Below are 18,829 nucleotides of genomic sequence, written 5' to 3' on the forward strand. Positions count from 1 at the left end.
CAGGACCCGCGGATAGGTTGCAGGAGCAACCTGACGCCCCGGTACCATGCGCTTTTTTCTCGTCCTCTGTCTGGCCACTGCCACAAACGTCTTCGCCCAGGCCGATCTGAGCCTCTCCGTGAGCGGCGTCCCGGCCGATGAAATCCGGGGCGGCAATTTCACGGCGCAGTACGAGGTGCACAACGCCGGGCCGCAGGATACGAACGGGAATGTCGTGGTGACCATTGCGTTGGACAACGCATCCATCCAATCCCTGAATGGCGGCGTCGGCGGGACGGTGAACCAGACCGATGCGCAGAATGCCACCGTGACGTATCCGTCGTTTCCCTTCGGACTGACCGTCACGAACGACGTCATCATCGTGACCAACGGCAGCGGCGGGGATGCGACGGTGACCATTTCGGTGGCGACGGGGAACGACTCAAACACGACAAACAATGCATTCACCGCGACCGTCACGGTGCCCACGCGGCCCGAGGGCGATCTGAATGGCACGGTTTACAAGGACGTGAACAAGAACGGCGAGGTGGACGACGGCGATACGCCCATCGAGGGCGTCCAGATCTCGCTGAACACCGGCACGTCGCGGACCACCAATGCCGAGGGTTATTTCGAGTGGATTGACCTGTTCCGCCGGCCCTACGACGTGACGGTCGGCCTCCCAGAGGGTTTTACCCAGGTCATCCCCGAGACGAATCCGTTCACGGTCGATGTGGTGGATGGTGGCGTCACGACCGTGGTCATCCTGCTCAACGATGAGAACGAGGTGGTACCGGGACGCGTTTCGGGGATCCTTACCATTGACCGGACGGGCAATGGAAACCCGGTGCCCATGGAAGGCATCCGCGTGTATGATGACGGTAACGACAACGGAGTGTTCGAGCAGGCAGAGACCTCGACCCTGACCGATGCCGAGGGGGTCTTCGACTTCGAGAATCTGACGCCGGGAACGGTATTCCGGGTGCGCGCAGACGTGCCCGCCTATGCGGTGCCGGTCGACCCGTCGCCCGCACGCGAGGACGTGGCCATCGGTCCGGGCACGAACGCGGCCGTCTTCTATACCTACCGCTTCAGCGGCTCGGTTGCGGGTTTCGTGTACGTGGACAACAATGCGGACGGCATGTACACGGACGGGGTGGACGACCGGTTGCCGCTCGACGAGGATGATTTGGAGTTGCTCGATACGCATGGCGTCGTGGAGGGCGCCCAGAATACGGGGGATCTCCTGGTCGGTGAGTTCCTGTTCGGAGGGCTGTATCCCGGGGAGTATATCGTGCCCATATCGCCCCCCGACGGTTGGGAGCGAAGCGAGTTTCCGGGCGCGATGGTCGTGAGCGAAGCCAACCCGTTTCCGGACGAATACCGCCTGGGAACGTACGAGCGGGTGAACATCCGGGCCGATGCCTTCTACGACCTGAACGAGAACGGCGTGCGGGATACCGGCGAGCCACCTGCTCCCGGAATCGGCGTGACCTGCGTCAGCAGCGGGGATTGCCAGGGAATGACCGACGAATCCGATGCGCAGGGCGTGATTTCCTTCTTCCAGGTACAGCCCGGCACGTTCACGCTCAACCTGACGGCTCCCGAGGGGCCGGGGCAGTTCGTGGCGCCGGCGAACGGGCAGTTCCAGTTCACGCTCAAGTCGGGCCAGGACAACGTGGAGATGATGGTCGCCGTGAAGGAGCCCGTGAATGGGGTGCCCATCCCGGATATTCTTGTCGCCCCGTCGGCCCAGCCCGCCAATCCCGCACCGGGCGACGACGTGCAGCTGGAGGTCCTGGTCGTGAACCGGGGCACCGGCGAAGCGCTCGAGGTGAACTCGACGCATCGGCTGGTTGCGCTGGATTACGTATCGCACACAACATCGCAGGGGGGATGCGACTTCGATACCCAGGCCAACACGATTCGATGCACGCACGGGCTGATGGATGCAGGGGATACGACGCGCGTGGCCATATCGGCACGCGCATCGGTTGCCGGTCCCGCGGCGGTCGATGCGTCCGCAGTGACCTCATCCGTAGAATCCAATGAACTCAACAACCGGGTCGTGCTGGACGTGGTGGTGTCGGCGACGGAATTGACCATGGTCCTGCAGGACGAGGAAGAACTGACCTGCACCCCCGATTGGGGGCTCATGGCCGGGGGGCGCACGTCGGAGGGCAACGATGTGCGCCTGCGCGTGCGGGTGGTAAACAGCCATCCCGATCGGGATGAGACGGTGCGGGTGGCGCTCGAGGGCCTGGCGTCGCAGGTAAGTCTGCCCGAGCAGACCGTTGTGGTGCCCGCCCAGGACCTTGTGGTGGTTGAATTCCGCTTTTCGACCGAAGGGTGGGCCTGGAACGCGGACGGGACGCCCCGGGAAGAGGCGTATCCGGCCGTTTTCCGACTGCGCCGCGGTGAGGAGTTGATGAGCGAGCTTGAATACCCATTGACGGTCCTCCCGAAACCGCTTGTGCTGGTCCATGGACTCTGGAGCAATGCGGCTACCTGGGATGCATGGCCGGCGTACGCCACGGCAGCCCATCCCGGCTGGGACGGACGCGTGTTTGCGGTCAACACCATGGATACCGGAACGATCACCTTTGCAGGCAAGCGGCTTGCCGCAGCGACGTTCACCCGGACCACCATTGCCCAGAACGCCGAGGCGATGGACGCCTTCATTGCCAACGTGCGGAATGAGACCGGATCGTGCCACATCGACATCGTCGGCCACTCGATGGGCGGACTGATTTCGCGCAAGTTCATCCATGAGCACATGCCGGAACTGGAAACGGATGGTCGACCGCTGACGGACAAGCTCATCATGCTCGGAACGCCCAATCAGGGAAGCCCATGCGTAGAGCCCGCCATGGCACTGTACGTGCATGCGCAGTACGAGCAGCTGCGTAATCCGCCGACCGATCCCGCGGACCGGTTGACCTTCCCGCCGAACAACATCATAGAGCTGGATCGTGATGTCATGGGCCGGTTCAACGATCGGGTATCCAACAAGAAAGGCGTCACGTTCGACGTGCTGGCCGGTGCGACCATCCCGACGACATGCCAGGTCACCAATCCCGGCGACCTGCTGGTAGAGCGGCGCAGCGCCTTCGCGCTGGACCGCCCCACGATCGTCGACGCGGAAACCGTGTGGGACATCACCCACATCAGCATGACGAGCGACGAGCCGCTGTTCACCGAGTTCGTCTTGCCGCGGCTGAAGCCGTCCGGTGGTTCCCAAGAGCCGGTGAGCACGGTGGCGGCCGCGTCGTCGGCCGCAGCGTCGTCGACGGATGCGGGTGTGTCGGAGGTGTATACCGTGAACCATGATGTCGCTTCGGGCGATGCCGTTTTCGAGGTCGGTTCATTCGAAGCGATGTCCGTGGTGCTGTTCGTGCCGGACCATGTGACGACGCAGCTCCTGGACCCGATCGGGGCCGTCGTATGGGAAGTGCTGGCGGAATCCGATGCGGCGAACGCCTACTTCCGGTCCGCGACCGTGGAATCGCCGGAGGTGGGTACGTGGCGTCTGACCTTCGCGTCGTCGGAACCGCTAACCGACGCCTCCGCGAGCTTCAGTGTCTACGCGCGGAACCCGTCGTTTGCCGTGGAGGCGACATTCGGCGAGCCGGTAGCCGACATCGTGCCCGTTCTGGCTACCGTGACGGTGGATGGCATGCCGGGCTCGGCGGTCGTCGAGGCGGAAGCGGTCGGGGAGACCATAACGACGCGTCCGCTGTTCGATGATGGCGCGCACGGCGACGGGCTCGCCGGCGACGGCATCTACGGTGGCCAGGTGGCGGTTGGCGCCGCCGGAACCGCCATCGTCGCCGTGCGCGCCACACGGGACGGCGAAACCCGCCGCGTGCAGTCCATCGTGGAGGTTGTGACCGTCACGGATACGGAGCCTGCGGGAGCGGAAATCCCATCGGAATTCCGGATGGCGAACATCTACCCCAACCCCATGTCCGGCAACGGGATGTTGGAAGTACACCTGCCGTCCGAGACCTCCGTTTCCGTTCGGCTGTTCGACACGCTCGGACGTCAGGTCGAGCGCGTGGCGGACACCCACCTGGCCGCGGGCGTCCACCGCATTCCCGTGGACGTGCGCGCCGCCGCCGGCGTGTATCTCCTGGTTGTGGAGACCCGGTCAGGCCGCAGCCACCGGCAGATCGTGATTACCCGATAGGCCGATCCTGGTATACCGTCCACCAATTCCAGGAACCAGGTACGCAAGGCAGTGTCTAATAATGACACCATTCATCTTTCCAGCAAACATCGAAGGACGATGGCCTCGATCTTTGAAGATCCGGTCCGTTCAAACGTGAAGTGGATGGACGTGGAAAGATTGTTGCGTGCACTCGGTGCAGACCTGACTGAAGGGCGCGGCTTTCGCGTTCGAATCCATTTACGAGGTGTTCGAGCCGTCTTCCATCGTCCACACCCCGAGCCTGACACGGACAAGGGCGCTCTACGGTCAATGCGACGTTTCTTGAATGAGGCTGGAATCAATCCCCATGCGTGATATGCTGACTTACAAGGGCTATACGGGACGTGTTGAGTACGACGACGAATCTGGCCTGCTGCACGGAGAAGTGCTGGATCTCAGGGATGTCGTCACGTTTCAAGGCAAGAGCGTGGAAGAAATCCGGCAGTCGTTTCGCGACTCAATCGACGATTATCTGGATTTCTGTCGGGATCGGGGAGAAGAACCGGACAGGCCTTTTTCTGGAAGACTCATGCTTCGTCTCCCACCGGAATTGCATCGAAAAGTCCATGTGCGGGCCCAGCACGAGGGTAAAAGCCTGAACCAATGGATTTCGGATCGCTTGGCCATTGCGGATTGACACGATTCGTCCATCATGTAGGGTAGGTTCATCCTATCAAACGCTGGAGTGACCCTTTCGAGGTGACCGGAATTGGTCATGCAGAAACAGGTTGATCCTTTCGAAGAGATAGGCCGATCCTTCTTCTGCACCCCACTTCGGGAAACCACACCAAAACCCGATTTTCCATTCGATAGGAAGAGCCTGTCCGGTGGCAGCTCGGGCGCGGATTGAGGGATTGACGGGCCTCCATCTCCCATGAAAGGGCGCCGCCCACAATGAATATTGGAGATGGCCGACCGGAAGTCCCTGCAATCCGCGCCCGAAAAACTACATATTCCGACGGTACTGCCCGCCGACTTCGAAGAGGGCGTGGGTGATCTGGCCGAGCGAGCAGACCTGGACGGCATCCAAGAGGGTGTCAAACATGTTGCCGCCGGTGCGGGCGGTTTCCTGGATACGCTCCAGCATGGCCGGTACATCGTCCGCATTCCGGGCCTGGAAGGCGCGCAGATTCGAGATCTGGAGCTGCTTCTCGGAGTCGGATGAGCGCATGAGGGGGACGGCGTGGGTATTGGCCTCGTCGCTGTCCTCGGCTTTGAACGTGTTCACGCCGATGACGGGGAGTTCGCCCGTGTGCTTCCGATGCTCGTAGAACATGCTCTCTTCCTGGATTTTGGACCGCTGGTACATGGTCTCCATGGCTCCCAGCACGCCACCCCGGTCGTTCAGCCGTTCGAATTCCTGCAGGACGGCCTCTTCGACCAGGTCCGTCAGTTCATCGATGATATACGAGCCCTGCAACGGGTTTTCGTTCGTCGCCAGTCCCAACTCCCGATTGATGATGAGCTGGATGGCAATGGCCCGCCGGACGCTTTCTTCCGTGGGCGTCGTGATGGCCTCGTCGTAGGCGTTGGTGTGCAACGAGTTGCAGTTGTCCTGGATGGCCATCAACGCCTGTAGCGTCGTCCGGATATCATTGAACTGGATTTCCTGGGCGTGGAGGCTTCGGCCGGACGTCTGAATGTGGTATTTGAGCTTCTGGCTGCGCTCGTTGGCTTTGTAGCGGTCCCGCATGGCAGCGGCCCAGATCCGGCGTGCCACGCGGCCGATAACGCTGTACTCCGGGTCCATACCGTTCGAAAAGAAGAACGACAGGTTCGGCGCGAAATCGTCGATGTCCATTCCGCGGGCCAGGTAGTATTCCACCAACGTGAACCCGTTGGAGAGCGTAAATGCCAACTGGGAAATCGGATTGGCGCCGGCCTCGGCAATGTGGTAGCCGGAAATGGACACGGAGTAAAAATTCCGCACACCATGTTCGATGAATGATGCCTGGACATCGCCCATCATGCGCAGGGCAAACTCGGTGGAGAAAATGCAGGTGTTCTGCGCCTGATCTTCCTTCAGGATGTCGGCCTGGACGGTGCCGCGGACCACGTTCAAGGCATAGGTTCGCAGTTTTTCGTACGTGTCGGCATCGAGCAGACCCCATTTCACAAGGTGCGCGCCGGTGGTACCGAGCAGGGCAAGCCCGAACCCGTCATTCGTGGCCGGCATGCTGTCCATTGGGCCGTTCGGGCCGGTCGGAGTGTAGGTGGGCATCCGATCGCCGAGCCGCTTGGCGATTTCATTGCGGACGGCGTCCAGTCTGCCTTCCTCGGCCAGGTGCTTTTCCACCTGCTGGTCAATGGCCGTGTTCATGAACATGGCCAGGATCATGGGCGCCGGACCATTGATGGTCATGGACACACTCGTCGTCGGGCTGCACAGGTCGAAGCCGGAGTACAGCTTCTTCATGTCATCGAGCGTGCAAATGGATACGCCGGCGTTGCCGACCTTGCCGTAGATGTCGGGACGTTCGTGCGGATCGAATCCGTAGAGCGTCACCGAGTCGAACGCCGTCGACAGCCGCTTGGCAGGCATGCCTTCCGATACCAAATGGAAGCGGCGATTCGTACGCTCGGGGTTGCCTTCGCCCGCAAACATGCGCGTCGGATCCTCGCCTGTCCGTTTGAACGGAAACACGCCTGCCGTGAAGGGGAAGTACCCCGGGACGTTCTCGAGGAGCGCGAAACGCAGGCGCTCGCCGGGGTCTTCGGTGCGGGGAAGGGCCACGCGGGGCACGTGCGTACCGGAGAGCGATTCGGTGTACAGCGGAACGGTGAAGTCGCGGCCGCGGACGCTGTACGTAAATGCATCTGCGCGGTAGGCCGCGGCCGTTTCATCCCATTTTTCGAGGATGCTCCGGGAATGATGGTCCAGGCGGTTCCACCAGCGCTCTGCCATTTCCGTGAGTCGCGGGGCGAGTTGCTCCCGGTCTTCCGGATTCCATTCTTCGATCTGGGTCAGTGCTCCTTTTGCCTCACCCCACTTGCGCGCAAGCCGGATCTGCTCCTCGGCGTGTTGGCGATAGTTCCGACAGGTATCGGCAATATCGCCCAGATACCGCTGCCGTTTACCAGGAATGAGAGCCTCGGTGCCGACGGCTGCCCCGGGTTCGTGACCCTCGGCATAGACCGTGGACGTGCGCCCGAAATCGAAGTCAGCATTCAGGCGCTCCAGGAGACCGAGGTAGAGTTTGGTCACGCCGCCGTTATTGAAGTGCGACGCCATGGTCGGATATACGGGCATCTCATCCGGCTGGACGTCGAACGCCATTCTGTTGCGCTGCATCTGCTTGCGAACGTCGCGGAGCGCATCCTCACTGCCGCGCTTCTCGAACTTGTTGAGCGCCACGAAGTCGGCCACGTCGAGCATCCCGATCTTTTCGAGCTGCGTCGGGGCGCCGAATTCCTGCGTCATGACGTAGAGCGTGAGGTCCGTGAGCTCGGCGATTTCGGTATCGCTCTGGCCAATTCCTGCGGTTTCCAGGATGATGATATCGAATCCGGCGGCCTTGCATACCCGGATGGCCTCACGGAGGGCGAGCGACGTGGCCCGGTGCGCCTGTCGCGTTGCGAACGAGCGCATGTAGACGCGGCCGTCGGCGGCATCGTAAATGGCGTTCATGCGGATGCGATCGCCGAGCAGCGCGCCGCCCGTGGAGCGCTTGGTGGGATCGACGGAGAGTACGGCAATCCGTACGTCGTCGAAGTCGTTCACGAAGCGGCGAATAATCTCATCGGTGAGCGTGGACTTGCCTGCGCCGCCGGTGCCGGTAATGCCGATGGTGGGAATCTTCCAGTCCGCCACGCGGTCGGACGGTGCTCCGTCGCCACCCGCCGGGGCGCCTTCAAGACGAGTCAGCGCACGTGCGAGTGAGCCGGGTTCGTCGGGGCTCACGGCATCGGCCGGAGGCGCAAGCTCGGCGGTCGAAAAGTCGCATTCGCGCATCATCACATCGATCATGCCGCGCAAGCCCAGTTTCAGTCCGTCTTCCGGCGAGAAAATGCGGGCGATTCCGTATTCGTGGAGCTCATCGATCTCTTCCTGCACGATGACGCCGCCGCCGCCACCATAGATTTTGATATGACCTGCTTTAAAATCATGTAGCAGGTCGTACATGTATTTAAAGTACTCCATGTGCCCGCCCTGATAGGACGAGACGGCAATTCCCTGGACGTCTTCCTGGATGGCCGTTTCGACCACGTCCTTCACGGACCGGTTGTGCCCGAGGTGGATGACCTCGGCGCCCGCCGACTGCAGGATGCGCCGCATGATGTTGATGGCGGCGTCGTGTCCGTCGAACAGGCTGGCGGCCGTCACGAAACGGATGGGGTGCTTCGGCACATACCATTCGTCCGTGGTGGCGGCCTTCGCGTCGGCGGACTTTTCGGTTGGGGAGGCAGTAGACATGGCGTCTGGTTCAGTCAGGGTGTACTCCCTGCCTTAACGCCGTTAACGGAGGGAGGTTTTGCGGCGCATCCCAGCGGAGCCGCGGCCCGATTGCCGCATCATCCATACATCAGGAAAATCCCGGCGACGGCCACGCTGTTCCAGATGGAATGGGCCACAATACACGCGGTCAGGCGGCCGGTATAGAGGAAAATCGCGGCATATCCAATGCTCGGAATGAGGATGTCGACCCAGTCGATGAGGCCGGACGGCAGGTGTCCGGCGGCGAAGAACACGACGGAGAGGGCCGCTGCGGCGAAGGCGGGCCAACCCATGGCGCTCGATGAACCGGCCAACGTTTTGCCGCCGCCCAGGATATCGCGCAGCACGGTAATGAAAAAGCCGCGGTTGTAGAGTTCTTCGGCGACGCCACCGCCGAGCACCCCAAGCGGCAGATACCACAGTACGTTCATCCAGCGGCCGTCCACCATCTTCAGGATTTCAGCGATGTCGGGACGGGCGGCACCGCCGGTTTGCGGGAAGAGCACCAGGAACTGGACGGCAATCCAGAGGGCGGCGGCACCGACGCCGAGCAGCAGGTCCTGCCGGAAGGCTCCGGACAGGAAATCCGGCGTCCGCAATCCGATGTCATGGAAGTTCATGCCCAGCATGCGCGTTCCGACGCGCAGGACGCCGACGACCAGCACCAGTTGAATGACGCCGAGCAGGGCAAAGTTGGGGCCCTGGTAGCCGCCCAGGCCGCCCATCTGGAAGAAGATGGCAGGCGCGGCGAACATGATGAACCCGACCACGATGACGGCCAGGAAGACGAGGATCTTTTTCCGTTTCATCCTTCCGGCCTACGGACGCGAGCGGGATGGTTTCAACTTCGACGCACTATGGAAATCGTTTGCAAAAAGTAACGAAAATCGTTACTATACGCGAATGAAATCGGAAGAACAATCTCCAAGTGCACGGACATTCGTGGATGCACTCGCGGCATCCGGCCGGCACCACTTCACGTCCAGCGAAGTGCGTGCTGCGTTGGGTGTTTCTGCACAAGCTACCCGGATGGCCATGCATCGGCTTTTGCAGCAGGATGTCGTGGCATCGCCGGCGCGCGGGTTCTACGTGATTATTCCGCCTGAGTATCGCTCCGTTGGTTGTCTGCCAGCCGATCACTTCATCCCGGAACTCATGGATTTCGTGGGGGCCCGGTACTACGTTGGCTTGTTGTCCGCGGCACAATTCCACGGCGCGGCGCATCATCGACCTCAGGAGTTCCAGGTCGTACTTGAGAAAACCAGACGGCCCATTGCATGCGGTCGTGTTCGCATCGCATTCGTCCAACGACGGAATGCGAGCCGGATACCCGTCCAACAATTCAATACTCCCCGCGGGTTCATTGCCGTCTCAACGCCTGAGGCAACGGCACTCGACCTGGTCGGATACCATGATCGCTCCGGCGGGCTCGACAACGTGGCTTCGGTGTTGACTGATCTGGCGGAGAAGATTGATCCCGCGAAATTGGTAGCGTCCGCAAAACTGTCTCCGATCGCGTGGTCACAGCGATTGGGGTTTCTGATGGATTTGGTTGATGCTGGCAGCCAAGCAAGGGAACTCAAGTCGTTCGTCTCGAAAAACGCGCGCGAATACACTGGCTTACTTCCAGGCTCTACCGAGTCGGTGACGAGCCGGGACGACGTGTGGAAAGTGGACGTCAATACTGAAATTGAGGTCGATTCATGATCCCAAGGGATTACATCACGGAATGGCGAGCCCAAGCACCGTGGGTGCAGGCTTACCAGATAGAACAGGACCTCGTCATCAGCAGGGCATTGGTCGAAATATTTTCACACCCCGTTCTCGGCAAATCATTGGCCTTCCGCGGGGGCACGGCTCTGTACAAGCTGCATTTCAGGCCTCCCCAGAGGTACTCGGAAGACATTGACCTGGTACAGATTCGTGCCGAACCTGCCGGTCCCGTGATGACGGCACTCCGAGAAGTCCTCGAACCTTGGCTTGGACCGGCGCAGTGGAAGCAGAGTGCCGGTCGGGTGACACTGAATTTCCGGTTCGATTCTGAGGATCAACCCCCGATTCCGCTGCGGCTCAAGGTTGAAATCAACACGCGAGAACACTTTTCAGTTTTTGGATATCAGCAGGAACGATTCGAGATGGCGTCGCGCTGGTTCAGCGGGGAGGCCGACATTTGCAGCTATTCCCTGGAGGAATTGCTCGGAACGAAGCTTCGCGCGCTGTATCAACGAAAGAAAGGCCGGGATCTTTTCGACCTCGCGACGGCGCTCGACAGTGGGGAAGCAAGCGCGCCGGGCATTGTCGAGGCATTCCTGGAATACATGACACGAGAAGGCCATGGCGTACGTCGTCAGCAATTTGTCCAGAACATGTCGGAAAAAATGAATGACCGGAAATTCACCGCCGATATCAGCCCTTTGCTGGCGTCCGGAGTAAAATGGAATATGCATTCTGCCGCAGAACGGGTGTCCTCAGCACTGTTTGAATTGCTTCCAGAATAAATAATACAGAGTACCCCCATGTCCCATTTGACCGGCCGGAGTCTGCTCCGGGATGCATCACAGAACAAAGGAACGGCATTCACGGCGGAGGAGCGGGAGGCCTTCAAGCTCAGGGGGCTCATGCCGCACAATACGTGCAGCCAGGCCATCCAGGTGGAACGCATCATGGGGCACGTACGCCGGAAGGAGTCGGACATCGAGCGCTATATCGCGCTGAACGCCCTGCAGGACCGGAATGAACGGCTCTACTACCGGACGCTCATCGAACACATTGAAGAGCTCATGCCGATTGTGTACACGCCGACGGTGGGGCAGGCGTGCAAGGAGTTTGCGCACATCTACCGGAATCCCAAGGGCTTCTACATCACGCCGGAGGATCGGGGCGACATCCGCCGGATGCTCGACAACTGGACGGAAGAGGACGTCCGCGTCATCGTGGTGACGGATGGGGAGCGGATCCTCGGGCTCGGCGATCTGGGCGCGAACGGCATGGGCATCCCAATCGGGAAACTGGCCCTGTACGTGGCGCTGGCTGGCGTGCATCCCAAGTGGTGCATGCCGGTCATGCTGGATGTGGGCACGGAGAACCAGGGCCTCCTGGACGATCCGCTCTACATGGGGTATCCGCACCCCCGGGTTCGCGGGCAGGCGTATCACGATCTGGTGGAGGAGTTCGTGCAGGCGGTGACGGACAAATATCCGGATATCCTCATCCAGTTCGAGGATTTCAAGACGGAAAACGCGTTCGGGTTGCTTGAGGAATACCGGGATCGGGTGTTCTCCTTCAACGATGACATCCAGGGCACGGCGGCGGTCACGCTCGCGGGCGTCCTGGCGTCGAGCCGGATAAGCGGGGTGCCGTTCGAGGAGATGCGCATCATGTTCCTCGGCGCCGGTTCGGCGGCCGCGGGGATCGGCCAGCTCATGGCGTCGGCCATGCAGGAACGCGGTGTGCCGCATGACGATGCGTTCCGGCGATTGTGGTTCGTGGATTCGACGGGACTTGTCGTTCGGTCCAGGGACGGTCTCGCTGATCACAAGCTGCCGTTTGCCCACGACCACGCGCCCATGCAACTCCTGGACGCCATCCAGGAAGTGAAACCGCACGTGCTGATTGGCGCGACAGGTGCGCCGGGGACGTTCACGGAGGAGGTCGTGGCCCTCATGAGCCAGCTGAACGACCGGCCGGGGATATTTGCGCTGTCGAATCCGACGGCGAACGCCGAATGCACGGCCGAGGAGGCCTACCGGTGGTCCGAGGGACGCGCCATATTTGCCTCGGGCAGCCCGTTTGCTCCGGTGGATGCGCACGGCAAGCACTTCGAGCCCACGCAGGCGAACAATGCCTACATTTTTCCGGGCGTCGGCCTGGGCGCCGTGGCCGTCCGGGCCACGCGGGTCACCGATTCCATGTTCATGGCCGCGGCCAACGCCCTCGCAACCATGGTCGATGAGGAGCGCCTGGCGGTCGGCGGACTGTTTCCGCCGCTCACGGACATCCGGGAAGTCTCGCTCGAGGTCGCTGTCGCCACCGCCGAGGTCGCCTACAAGGAGGGACTGGCCCGCGTCGACCGCCCGGACGACCTCCGCGCCATGCTGGCCAAAATGCGGTACGACGGGACGTACTAAACGTGCCTGAGCGCCTCCGTGGGATTGGTGGATGCGGCGCGCACGGCTTGCCACGCCACGGTTCCGACGGCAATCACGGCCATTAGCAGGCCGCCGACGAGGAAGGTGATCCAGTCGACCTCAATCCGGTAGGCGAACGTGGCCAGCCAGTGGTCCGATGCGATCCACGCCACGGGTACGGCCACGAGGAAGGCAATGCCCACCAACAGCAGGAATTCCCGCGTCAGCAGGACGAGGATGCTGCGCCGGCTGGCACCCAGCGCCTTTCGAACGCCGATTTCACGGGTTCGGCGGACGGCGGTGAAGGCGGCCAGGCCGAACAGCCCAAGGCACGCAATGAGGACGGCCGTCAGCGAGAAGACGTTGAACAACCGCGCCAGTTGGTACGGTCCTTTGTACAACTGATCGAAGGCTTCATCCAGGAAGCGGTAATTGAACGGGCGGGTCGGATCAATCCGCGTCCATTCGGCCTCCATGGCGTCCAGCACGCCGGCATAATCCTCCGTGCCCACGCGGACCGAGATGAACCGCGTCCAGAAGTCCTCCCGGGGAAGCAGCATGATCGGGGTAATCTCGTCGTGCAGGGAGGCCATGTGGAAATCCCGCACGACCCCGACCACACGGTAGCTGTTGCCATTGGGTTGGACGGGGAGTTTGGCGCCGATCGGATCCTCCGCGTCCAGGAGCGGGACCATGGCTTCATTGATGATGGCACCGCCCTCGCGGGTCTGGTTCGACGCATCGTTGATGGCGGTGTCAAAATTCCGGCCGGCCACGATGTCCATGCCCATGGTTGCGGCGAATACCGCATCTACCGGAAATACCGCCGCGTAGTGTTGAACCTCACCGATCTTGAAGCCGAATCGGGCCGATGTCTGGGAGGGGATGGCGCCGGAAAGCGTCGCCCCGCCCACGCCGGGGAGCCCCCGGTACGCCTCGGCCAGGACCTCGGCCTGTTCGGCCGCCTCCCCGCCCAGTCGCACCGACACGACGCGTTCCTGGTCGAATCCCAGGTCTTTTTCCTGGATGAAGCTGAGCTGGCGCTGGATGGTGATGGTGCCCACGACCAGCACGATTGAAATGGCGAACTGGAGGACGACCATGGCGCGTCGGATGTTGACGCCGCTCGATGCTCCGCCAGATTCTCCCTTCAGGACTAGTGAGGGCCGATATCGCGCCAGGACGAACGCAGGCCAGCTTCCGGCGCCAAGCCCGACCAGGAGCACCATGGCGGCGAGGGCGGCCAGTACGGGTCCGTCCAACAGGTCACCGAAGGCGAGCGACCGCTCGACGAGCGTGGCAAACGGTCCGACGGTTGTGGCCGCCAGGATGAGCGCCAACACGAGCGCGAACAGGGTGGTCATCATGGATTCGCCTATGAACTGCCGGACGAGGGCCTTGCGGTCGGCGCCCACGGCCTTGCGGATGCCCACTTCCCGCGCGCGGAGCGTGGCACGCGCCGTGGCCAGGTTGATGTAATTGATGCACGCAATGATGAGGATAAGCGCGGCGATCGACGAGAATACGTACAGGAAGCGGACGTCGGCCGTGATGGAGAGGCCGCCGTTGATGTTCGAGAAATGATGCTCGCGAAGCGGCTCGAGCGAGAAGTCGGAGTTCTGGATGAACGGGGCGTCGGTCTGGGCGAGGATGAGGGGTTTGATGCGCGAAGCGGTCTCCAATGCCGATGCCGTAGGACGGACCAGCACGTACGTGGGATACCCCATGGCGCCCCAGCCGCTTTCAAACATGCCGCGTTCCGCGGGATGCGACGCGAGCGTGGCCATGGATGCGAGGAAGTCGAACTGGATGGACGACGCAGCCGGGGGTGTTTGGACGACGCCGGTCACGGTGAAGGGGTCGGCGCCCTGGACCGGGAGCGTGCGGCCCATGGGGTTCTCGCCCGGAAACCACGTTTCGGCAGCGCGTTCCGTGAGGACCACCGACCACGGCTCGGCCAGCGCTGTGGCAGGGTCCCCCTGGACGAGCGGGAAGCTGAACACGTCGAAGAACGAGGCGTCCGTGTAGAGGAAACCGGTTGCCGAACGGACCGTCTCCCCGGGTTCGCCGATGGCGATCTCCTCGACCGAGCGGAAACGCACCGTTGCCTCCACGCCCGGGATCTCGTTTTCCAGCATAGGACCCATCAATGCCGACTGGTAGGCCATGACTCCGAAGTTGGATTGGACGACCACTCGATGGATGCGGTCGGCGTTTTCATGGAACGTGTCGAAGCTGAGCTCTTCGCGGACGAACAGGACCAGGAGCAGGCACGCGGCCAGTCCGAACGCCAGTCCGGCAATGTTGATGAATGCGTAGCCTTTCTGGCGGCGCATGCTGCGCAGGGCCGTGGTAACGTGGCTTCGGAGCATGGACATGGTATGGTTGATTTCAGTGGCAAACGTGTGCCGGTGAACGGATTTCTTCCAGTGGATTTTCCGGTATTCGCGCTCAATGGCGAACGGATCGTCGAGGTCGCGGACGGCAAGGCGGAAGGCCGTTTCGGAAGATGCGCCGGCCGCTCGATGGTCATCGATGGCGTCGCGCAGCGTGCTTTCCAGTTCGCGCAGGTCGTCCGGGGCCACGGCGCGCATGTGTTCGAGCGGCCGGCGCCACGCGGCTATCGCCGCTTCGGTGTTGAACTTGGACGCGCTCATGCCGTGGCGGGGCTCCAGAGCCGGGAGAGGACCGCGTTCACGCGCAGCCACTCGCCCTTGGTTCGGGCCAGGGTGCGACGGCCTTTGGGCGTGATGGCGTAGTACTTGCGTTCCCGGCCGCTGGAGGCGGTCTGCCACGAAGCCTTGACCAACCCGCTCGCCTCCATATCGTGCAGCAAGGGGTAGAGCGTGCCCGGCGTCCACCGGATGGACCCGTCCGACAGCCGGTCAACCCGCTTGATGAGGTCGTATCCGTACGTGGCGGCGCCCTCCAGGATGGACAGCACGATCGGTTCGTAGCTGGCGGCAATCAACTTTCTGGAAATCATGGACGTCTGATGGGATGATGTATCGAGTCGCGATATATCCAGTTACGATAGCTGCAGGACACAGGTTGCAGCGAAAGGGATTACGACTCATTCCTGGCTGGGACGCGGAAAAAGAATCGGCGGCGTGATCTCCGGTACACGCGAAGATAGGCTGAACCTGTTTCTGCACCCCCAAACGGAAAACGCGCAAAAGTCCTGTTTTCCATTTGATAGGATGAGCCTGACTGCGCACGATGAGCTGAGCCTGGCTGCCTCGAACTCACCACGCGATGGCTGTGGCGTAACCATCGGCTACCTGGAAGCAGGCGTTCCACGTGCGTTCGTCCGTGTCCAGGACGGTCGCGCGGCGCCACTCCGGGCCTGTGACCGCACCCGAATCTGCCGAGGTCGCCGGCGGAGCCAGGCCTCCCGGCGTAATCCGGAGCCGACGCGGGCCGGTGCGCAAGCCGGTGCCAATGCCTTTCAGGACGGCCTCCTTGAGCGTCCAGACGGCATAGAGCTGTTCATGCGCAGTAGGGGCGAGTGCGCCGAGCACGGGGCGCTCGTCCTCGTGGGTAATGTACTTCAGCAGGCTTTCCTTGCGCGGCTTCATGATTTCGAGGTCCACGCCGAGCGGACGAGCACCCGACACTGCCAGGGCGCGATCCCCGGAGTGGGCGAGCGAAATAACGAGGGAAGACGTGGAGGATGAGTCGGCGACGCCCGGCGCACCCGCGTCCAGGACCAAACGCCCACTCTCCAGGATCCGGATGGGGACGTCGCGCGGGTCCATGCCCAGCCGCTCGCCGAGATGCCTGCGCAACACCAGACGGCCGAGCGTAAAAAGGGTGCGGCGGGCCTCGTTGTTCAACGAGGCCCGCCGCACGTGTTCTTCGTCCGTCAACACCGTCTCCCACGCGCCGTCAGCGAGCAGGGCCACGGTTCCGGAGGCCACGTGTATATCAGACGGCAGCGTCAAAATTGGCTGCGACCTGGTTCCAGTTGACCACATTCCAGAAGGCGGCAATGTAGTCGGGACGTCGGTTCTGATAGTTCAGGTAGTAGGCGTGCTCCCAGACATCCAGGCCGAGGATGGGCGTGTGGCCCTCCATGTACGGCGAGTCCTGATTGGCCGTCGAGTAGACCTTGAGTTTGCCGTCAGCCACGACGAGCCAGGCCCAGCCGGAACCGAAGCGGGTGGCAGCGGCGTCCGCGAAGGCCTTCTTGAAGCCCTCCAACGAGCCGAACGCCGCGTCGATGGCGGCTGCCAGTTTGCCGGAGGGGTTGCCACCGCCATCCGGCGACATGACGGTCCAGAACAGGGAGTGGTTGGCATGTCCGCCGCCATTGTTGCGCACGGCGCCGCGGATGGATTCCGGGACCGAGCCAATGCCACGCAGCAGGTCCTCAATGGATTTGGCCGCCAGGTCGGCATGCCCTTCGAGTGCCGCGTTCAGTTTGTCGACGTAGCCCTGATGGTGCTTGCCATGGTGGATTTCCATGGTCTTCGTGTCGATGTTGGGCTCGAGTGCGTTGTGAGCGTAGGGAAGCTCGGGAAGTGTGTGGGCCATGTCAGCGTTCCGTATGACTTATGAAAGATGATTCACGGGGTCAAACGCTCCGGCCCCCGGTAGGTTTTAAAGCGAGCATTAAGACCCGCTTATACCCCGAACAGGCGCTCGGTCAATTCCCAGAGATGCGTCGTCACACCGAGCGCCACCAGCGCTAACGCACAGGCTACCAGGATGACGCGGGTCGAGACCGGCACGGGGAACGTTGCGGCAGCGGCGTCGCTGGTGTCGTCCTCCTTCTTCATGAAGAAGACCACGAGCACGCGCAGGTAATAGTAGGCTGAAACAGCGCTCGTGAGTACGCCCACGACGGCCAGCCACACCAGACCCGCATCGATGGCCGGGGCGAAGACCGCCCACTTTCCGAGGAACCCGGCCAACGGCGGAAAGCCGGCCAAAGAGAACATGAAAAACGCCATGGTCCAGCCCAGCAAGGGCCGGCGATAGCCGACGCCCGCAAGCGAATCGAGCGACTGGGTGCTACCCTGCGCATCGTCCCATTCCAGGTACGACAGGACCCCGAAGGCGCCGATGTTCATGATGGAATAGATGACCAGGTAATAGATGGCGCCGGCGTATCCCTCGGGCGTTTCGGCGGCGAGGGCCACCAGGATGTATCCCGCATGGGCAATGGAGGAGTAGGCGAGCATCCGCTTCACGTTCGACTGGGACAGCGCGACCACGTTGCCCACGACCATGGTGATGACGGCGAATACCGCCAGCACGCCCGCCGTCTTGCCGGCAGGCACGGCTGTGGCCAGGACCACCACGAAGGCGGCGAAGGCGGCGGCTTTCGATGCCGTGGACATGAAGGCCACCAGCGGCGTCGGCGCGCCCTGGTACACATCGGGCGTCCACATGTGGAACGGAACGGCGCTGACCTTGAACAGGAAACCGACCAGCAGCAGCGACACACCCGCCCAGAACATGACCGAACCGCCGGAAGCCGCGGCCTGCATGGCGGCGAGGTCCATGGTACCGGTAGAGCCGTACAACAACGCCATGCCGTACAGGAAGAACCCGGTGGAGAAGGCGCCCAGCAGGAAGTATTTCAGTGCGCCCTCGAGCGCGCCCTGGTTGGTCCGGACCAGTCCCGCCAGGATGTAAAGGCAGACGGACATGGTTTCCAGGCCGACGAAAATGGATACCAGGTGATTGCCGGCGCCGAGTACCAGCATGCCCACCGTGGCGAACAGGACCATGGCGTAGACTTCTCCGATGTGCTGGTTCAGGCGTTGCAGATACGGCGTCATGAGCACTACGGATACGGCCGCAGTACCCAGAACCAGCAGGTTCACGAATGAGGCCAGTCCGCCTGTGCGCAGCAGTCCGTAATACGCCGTTCCGTCACTTCCCAGCGCGCCGAGCTCCAGAACAAAGGCGACCGCGAGCCCCGCGAACGCCATCCATGGTGTGGCGGCGTGACGATTCCGGAACGCATCGAACACCACCACGACCAGGCCGGTCAGCATGACCAGCACCAGGGGCAGCGTCGCCAGTACATCGGCCCACAGATTCGAATATGCCTGCGTCAAATCCATA

Annotated in this window: 12 protein-coding genes; 5 read left to right on the plus strand and 7 right to left on the minus strand. The window is 62.1% G+C overall.

The window, feature by feature from the left end; all coding sequences use genetic code 11:
• Positions 1–46: 46 nt before the first annotated feature.
• A complete protein-coding gene (locus RIE53_04780; protein ID MEQ9103991.1) occupies positions 47–4,168 on the plus strand; it encodes an alpha/beta fold hydrolase in 4,122 nt (1,373 codons plus the stop codon).
• Positions 4,169–4,496: 328 nt separating this feature from the next.
• Positions 4,497–4,826 (plus strand): type II toxin-antitoxin system HicB family antitoxin, encoded by a 330-nt coding sequence (locus RIE53_04785; protein MEQ9103992.1) that lies wholly within the window; start codon positions 4,497–4,499, stop codon positions 4,824–4,826.
• Positions 4,827–5,135: 309 nt separating this feature from the next.
• On the opposite strand, the gene RIE53_04790 is transcribed toward RIE53_04785, so the two are convergent.
• Together RIE53_04790 and RIE53_04795 are read right to left on the minus strand one after the other, a co-directional pair.
• Complete coding sequence (locus RIE53_04790) at positions 5,136–8,603, minus strand: methylmalonyl-CoA mutase family protein (GenBank protein MEQ9103993.1); 3,468 nt, start codon at positions 8,601–8,603, stop codon at positions 5,136–5,138.
• Positions 8,604–8,701: 98 nt separating this feature from the next.
• Positions 8,702–9,379: a CPBP family intramembrane glutamic endopeptidase gene (locus RIE53_04795; GenBank protein ID MEQ9103994.1), complete on the minus strand. Its 678-nt coding sequence runs from the start codon at positions 9,377–9,379 to the stop codon at positions 8,702–8,704.
• Here RIE53_04795 and RIE53_04800 point away from each other — a divergent pair.
• From RIE53_04800 to RIE53_04810, 3 genes are read left to right on the plus strand one after another with little or no spacing between them, the layout of a single operon-like run.
• Positions 9,378–10,331, plus strand: a complete 954-nt coding sequence (locus tag RIE53_04800; GenBank protein MEQ9103995.1) for a type IV toxin-antitoxin system AbiEi family antitoxin — start codon at positions 9,378–9,380, stop codon at positions 10,329–10,331. The two genes, RIE53_04795 and RIE53_04800, sit on opposite strands and share 2 nt — an antisense overlap.
• A 44-nt stretch (positions 10,332–10,375) precedes the next feature.
• On the plus strand, positions 10,376–11,122 hold the full coding sequence (locus tag RIE53_04805) for a nucleotidyl transferase AbiEii/AbiGii toxin family protein (GenBank protein ID MEQ9103996.1): 747 nt from the start codon (positions 10,376–10,378) through the stop codon (positions 11,120–11,122).
• An 18-nt stretch (positions 11,123–11,140) separates the two neighbouring features.
• Entirely contained in the window at positions 11,141–12,751 is a 1,611-nt protein-coding gene (locus RIE53_04810; protein ID MEQ9103997.1) for an NAD-dependent malic enzyme, read from the plus strand.
• On the opposite strand, the gene RIE53_04815 is transcribed toward RIE53_04810, so the two are convergent.
• From RIE53_04815 to RIE53_04835, 5 genes are all read right to left on the minus strand, one after another.
• Positions 12,748–15,408, minus strand: a complete 2,661-nt coding sequence (locus RIE53_04815; GenBank protein ID MEQ9103998.1) for an ABC transporter permease — start codon at positions 15,406–15,408, stop codon at positions 12,748–12,750. The genes RIE53_04810 and RIE53_04815 overlap by 4 nt on opposite strands.
• Positions 15,405–15,737 (minus strand): PadR family transcriptional regulator, encoded by a 333-nt coding sequence (locus tag RIE53_04820; GenBank protein ID MEQ9103999.1) that lies wholly within the window; start codon positions 15,735–15,737, stop codon positions 15,405–15,407. The genes RIE53_04815 and RIE53_04820 overlap by 4 nt, the downstream gene beginning before the upstream one ends.
• 259 nt (positions 15,738–15,996) lie before the next feature.
• The gene (locus RIE53_04825; protein MEQ9104000.1) at positions 15,997–16,671 is read right to left on the minus strand and encodes a 4'-phosphopantetheinyl transferase superfamily protein; all 675 of its coding nucleotides are present in this window, start codon (positions 16,669–16,671) and stop codon (positions 15,997–15,999) included.
• 7 nt (positions 16,672–16,678) lie between these two features.
• Positions 16,679–17,287, minus strand: coding sequence for a superoxide dismutase (locus tag RIE53_04830; GenBank protein ID MEQ9104001.1), 609 nt, complete (start codon positions 17,285–17,287; stop codon positions 16,679–16,681).
• A gap of 89 nt (positions 17,288–17,376) precedes the next feature.
• Entirely contained in the window at positions 17,377–18,828 is a 1,452-nt protein-coding gene (locus RIE53_04835) for an NADH-quinone oxidoreductase subunit N (GenBank protein MEQ9104002.1), read from the minus strand.
• Position 18,829 lies beyond the last annotated feature (1 nt).

The sequence above is a fragment of the Rhodothermales bacterium genome (assembly GCA_040221055.1).
Lineage (GTDB): Bacteria > Bacteroidota > Rhodothermia > Rhodothermales > UBA10348 > 1-14-0-65-60-17.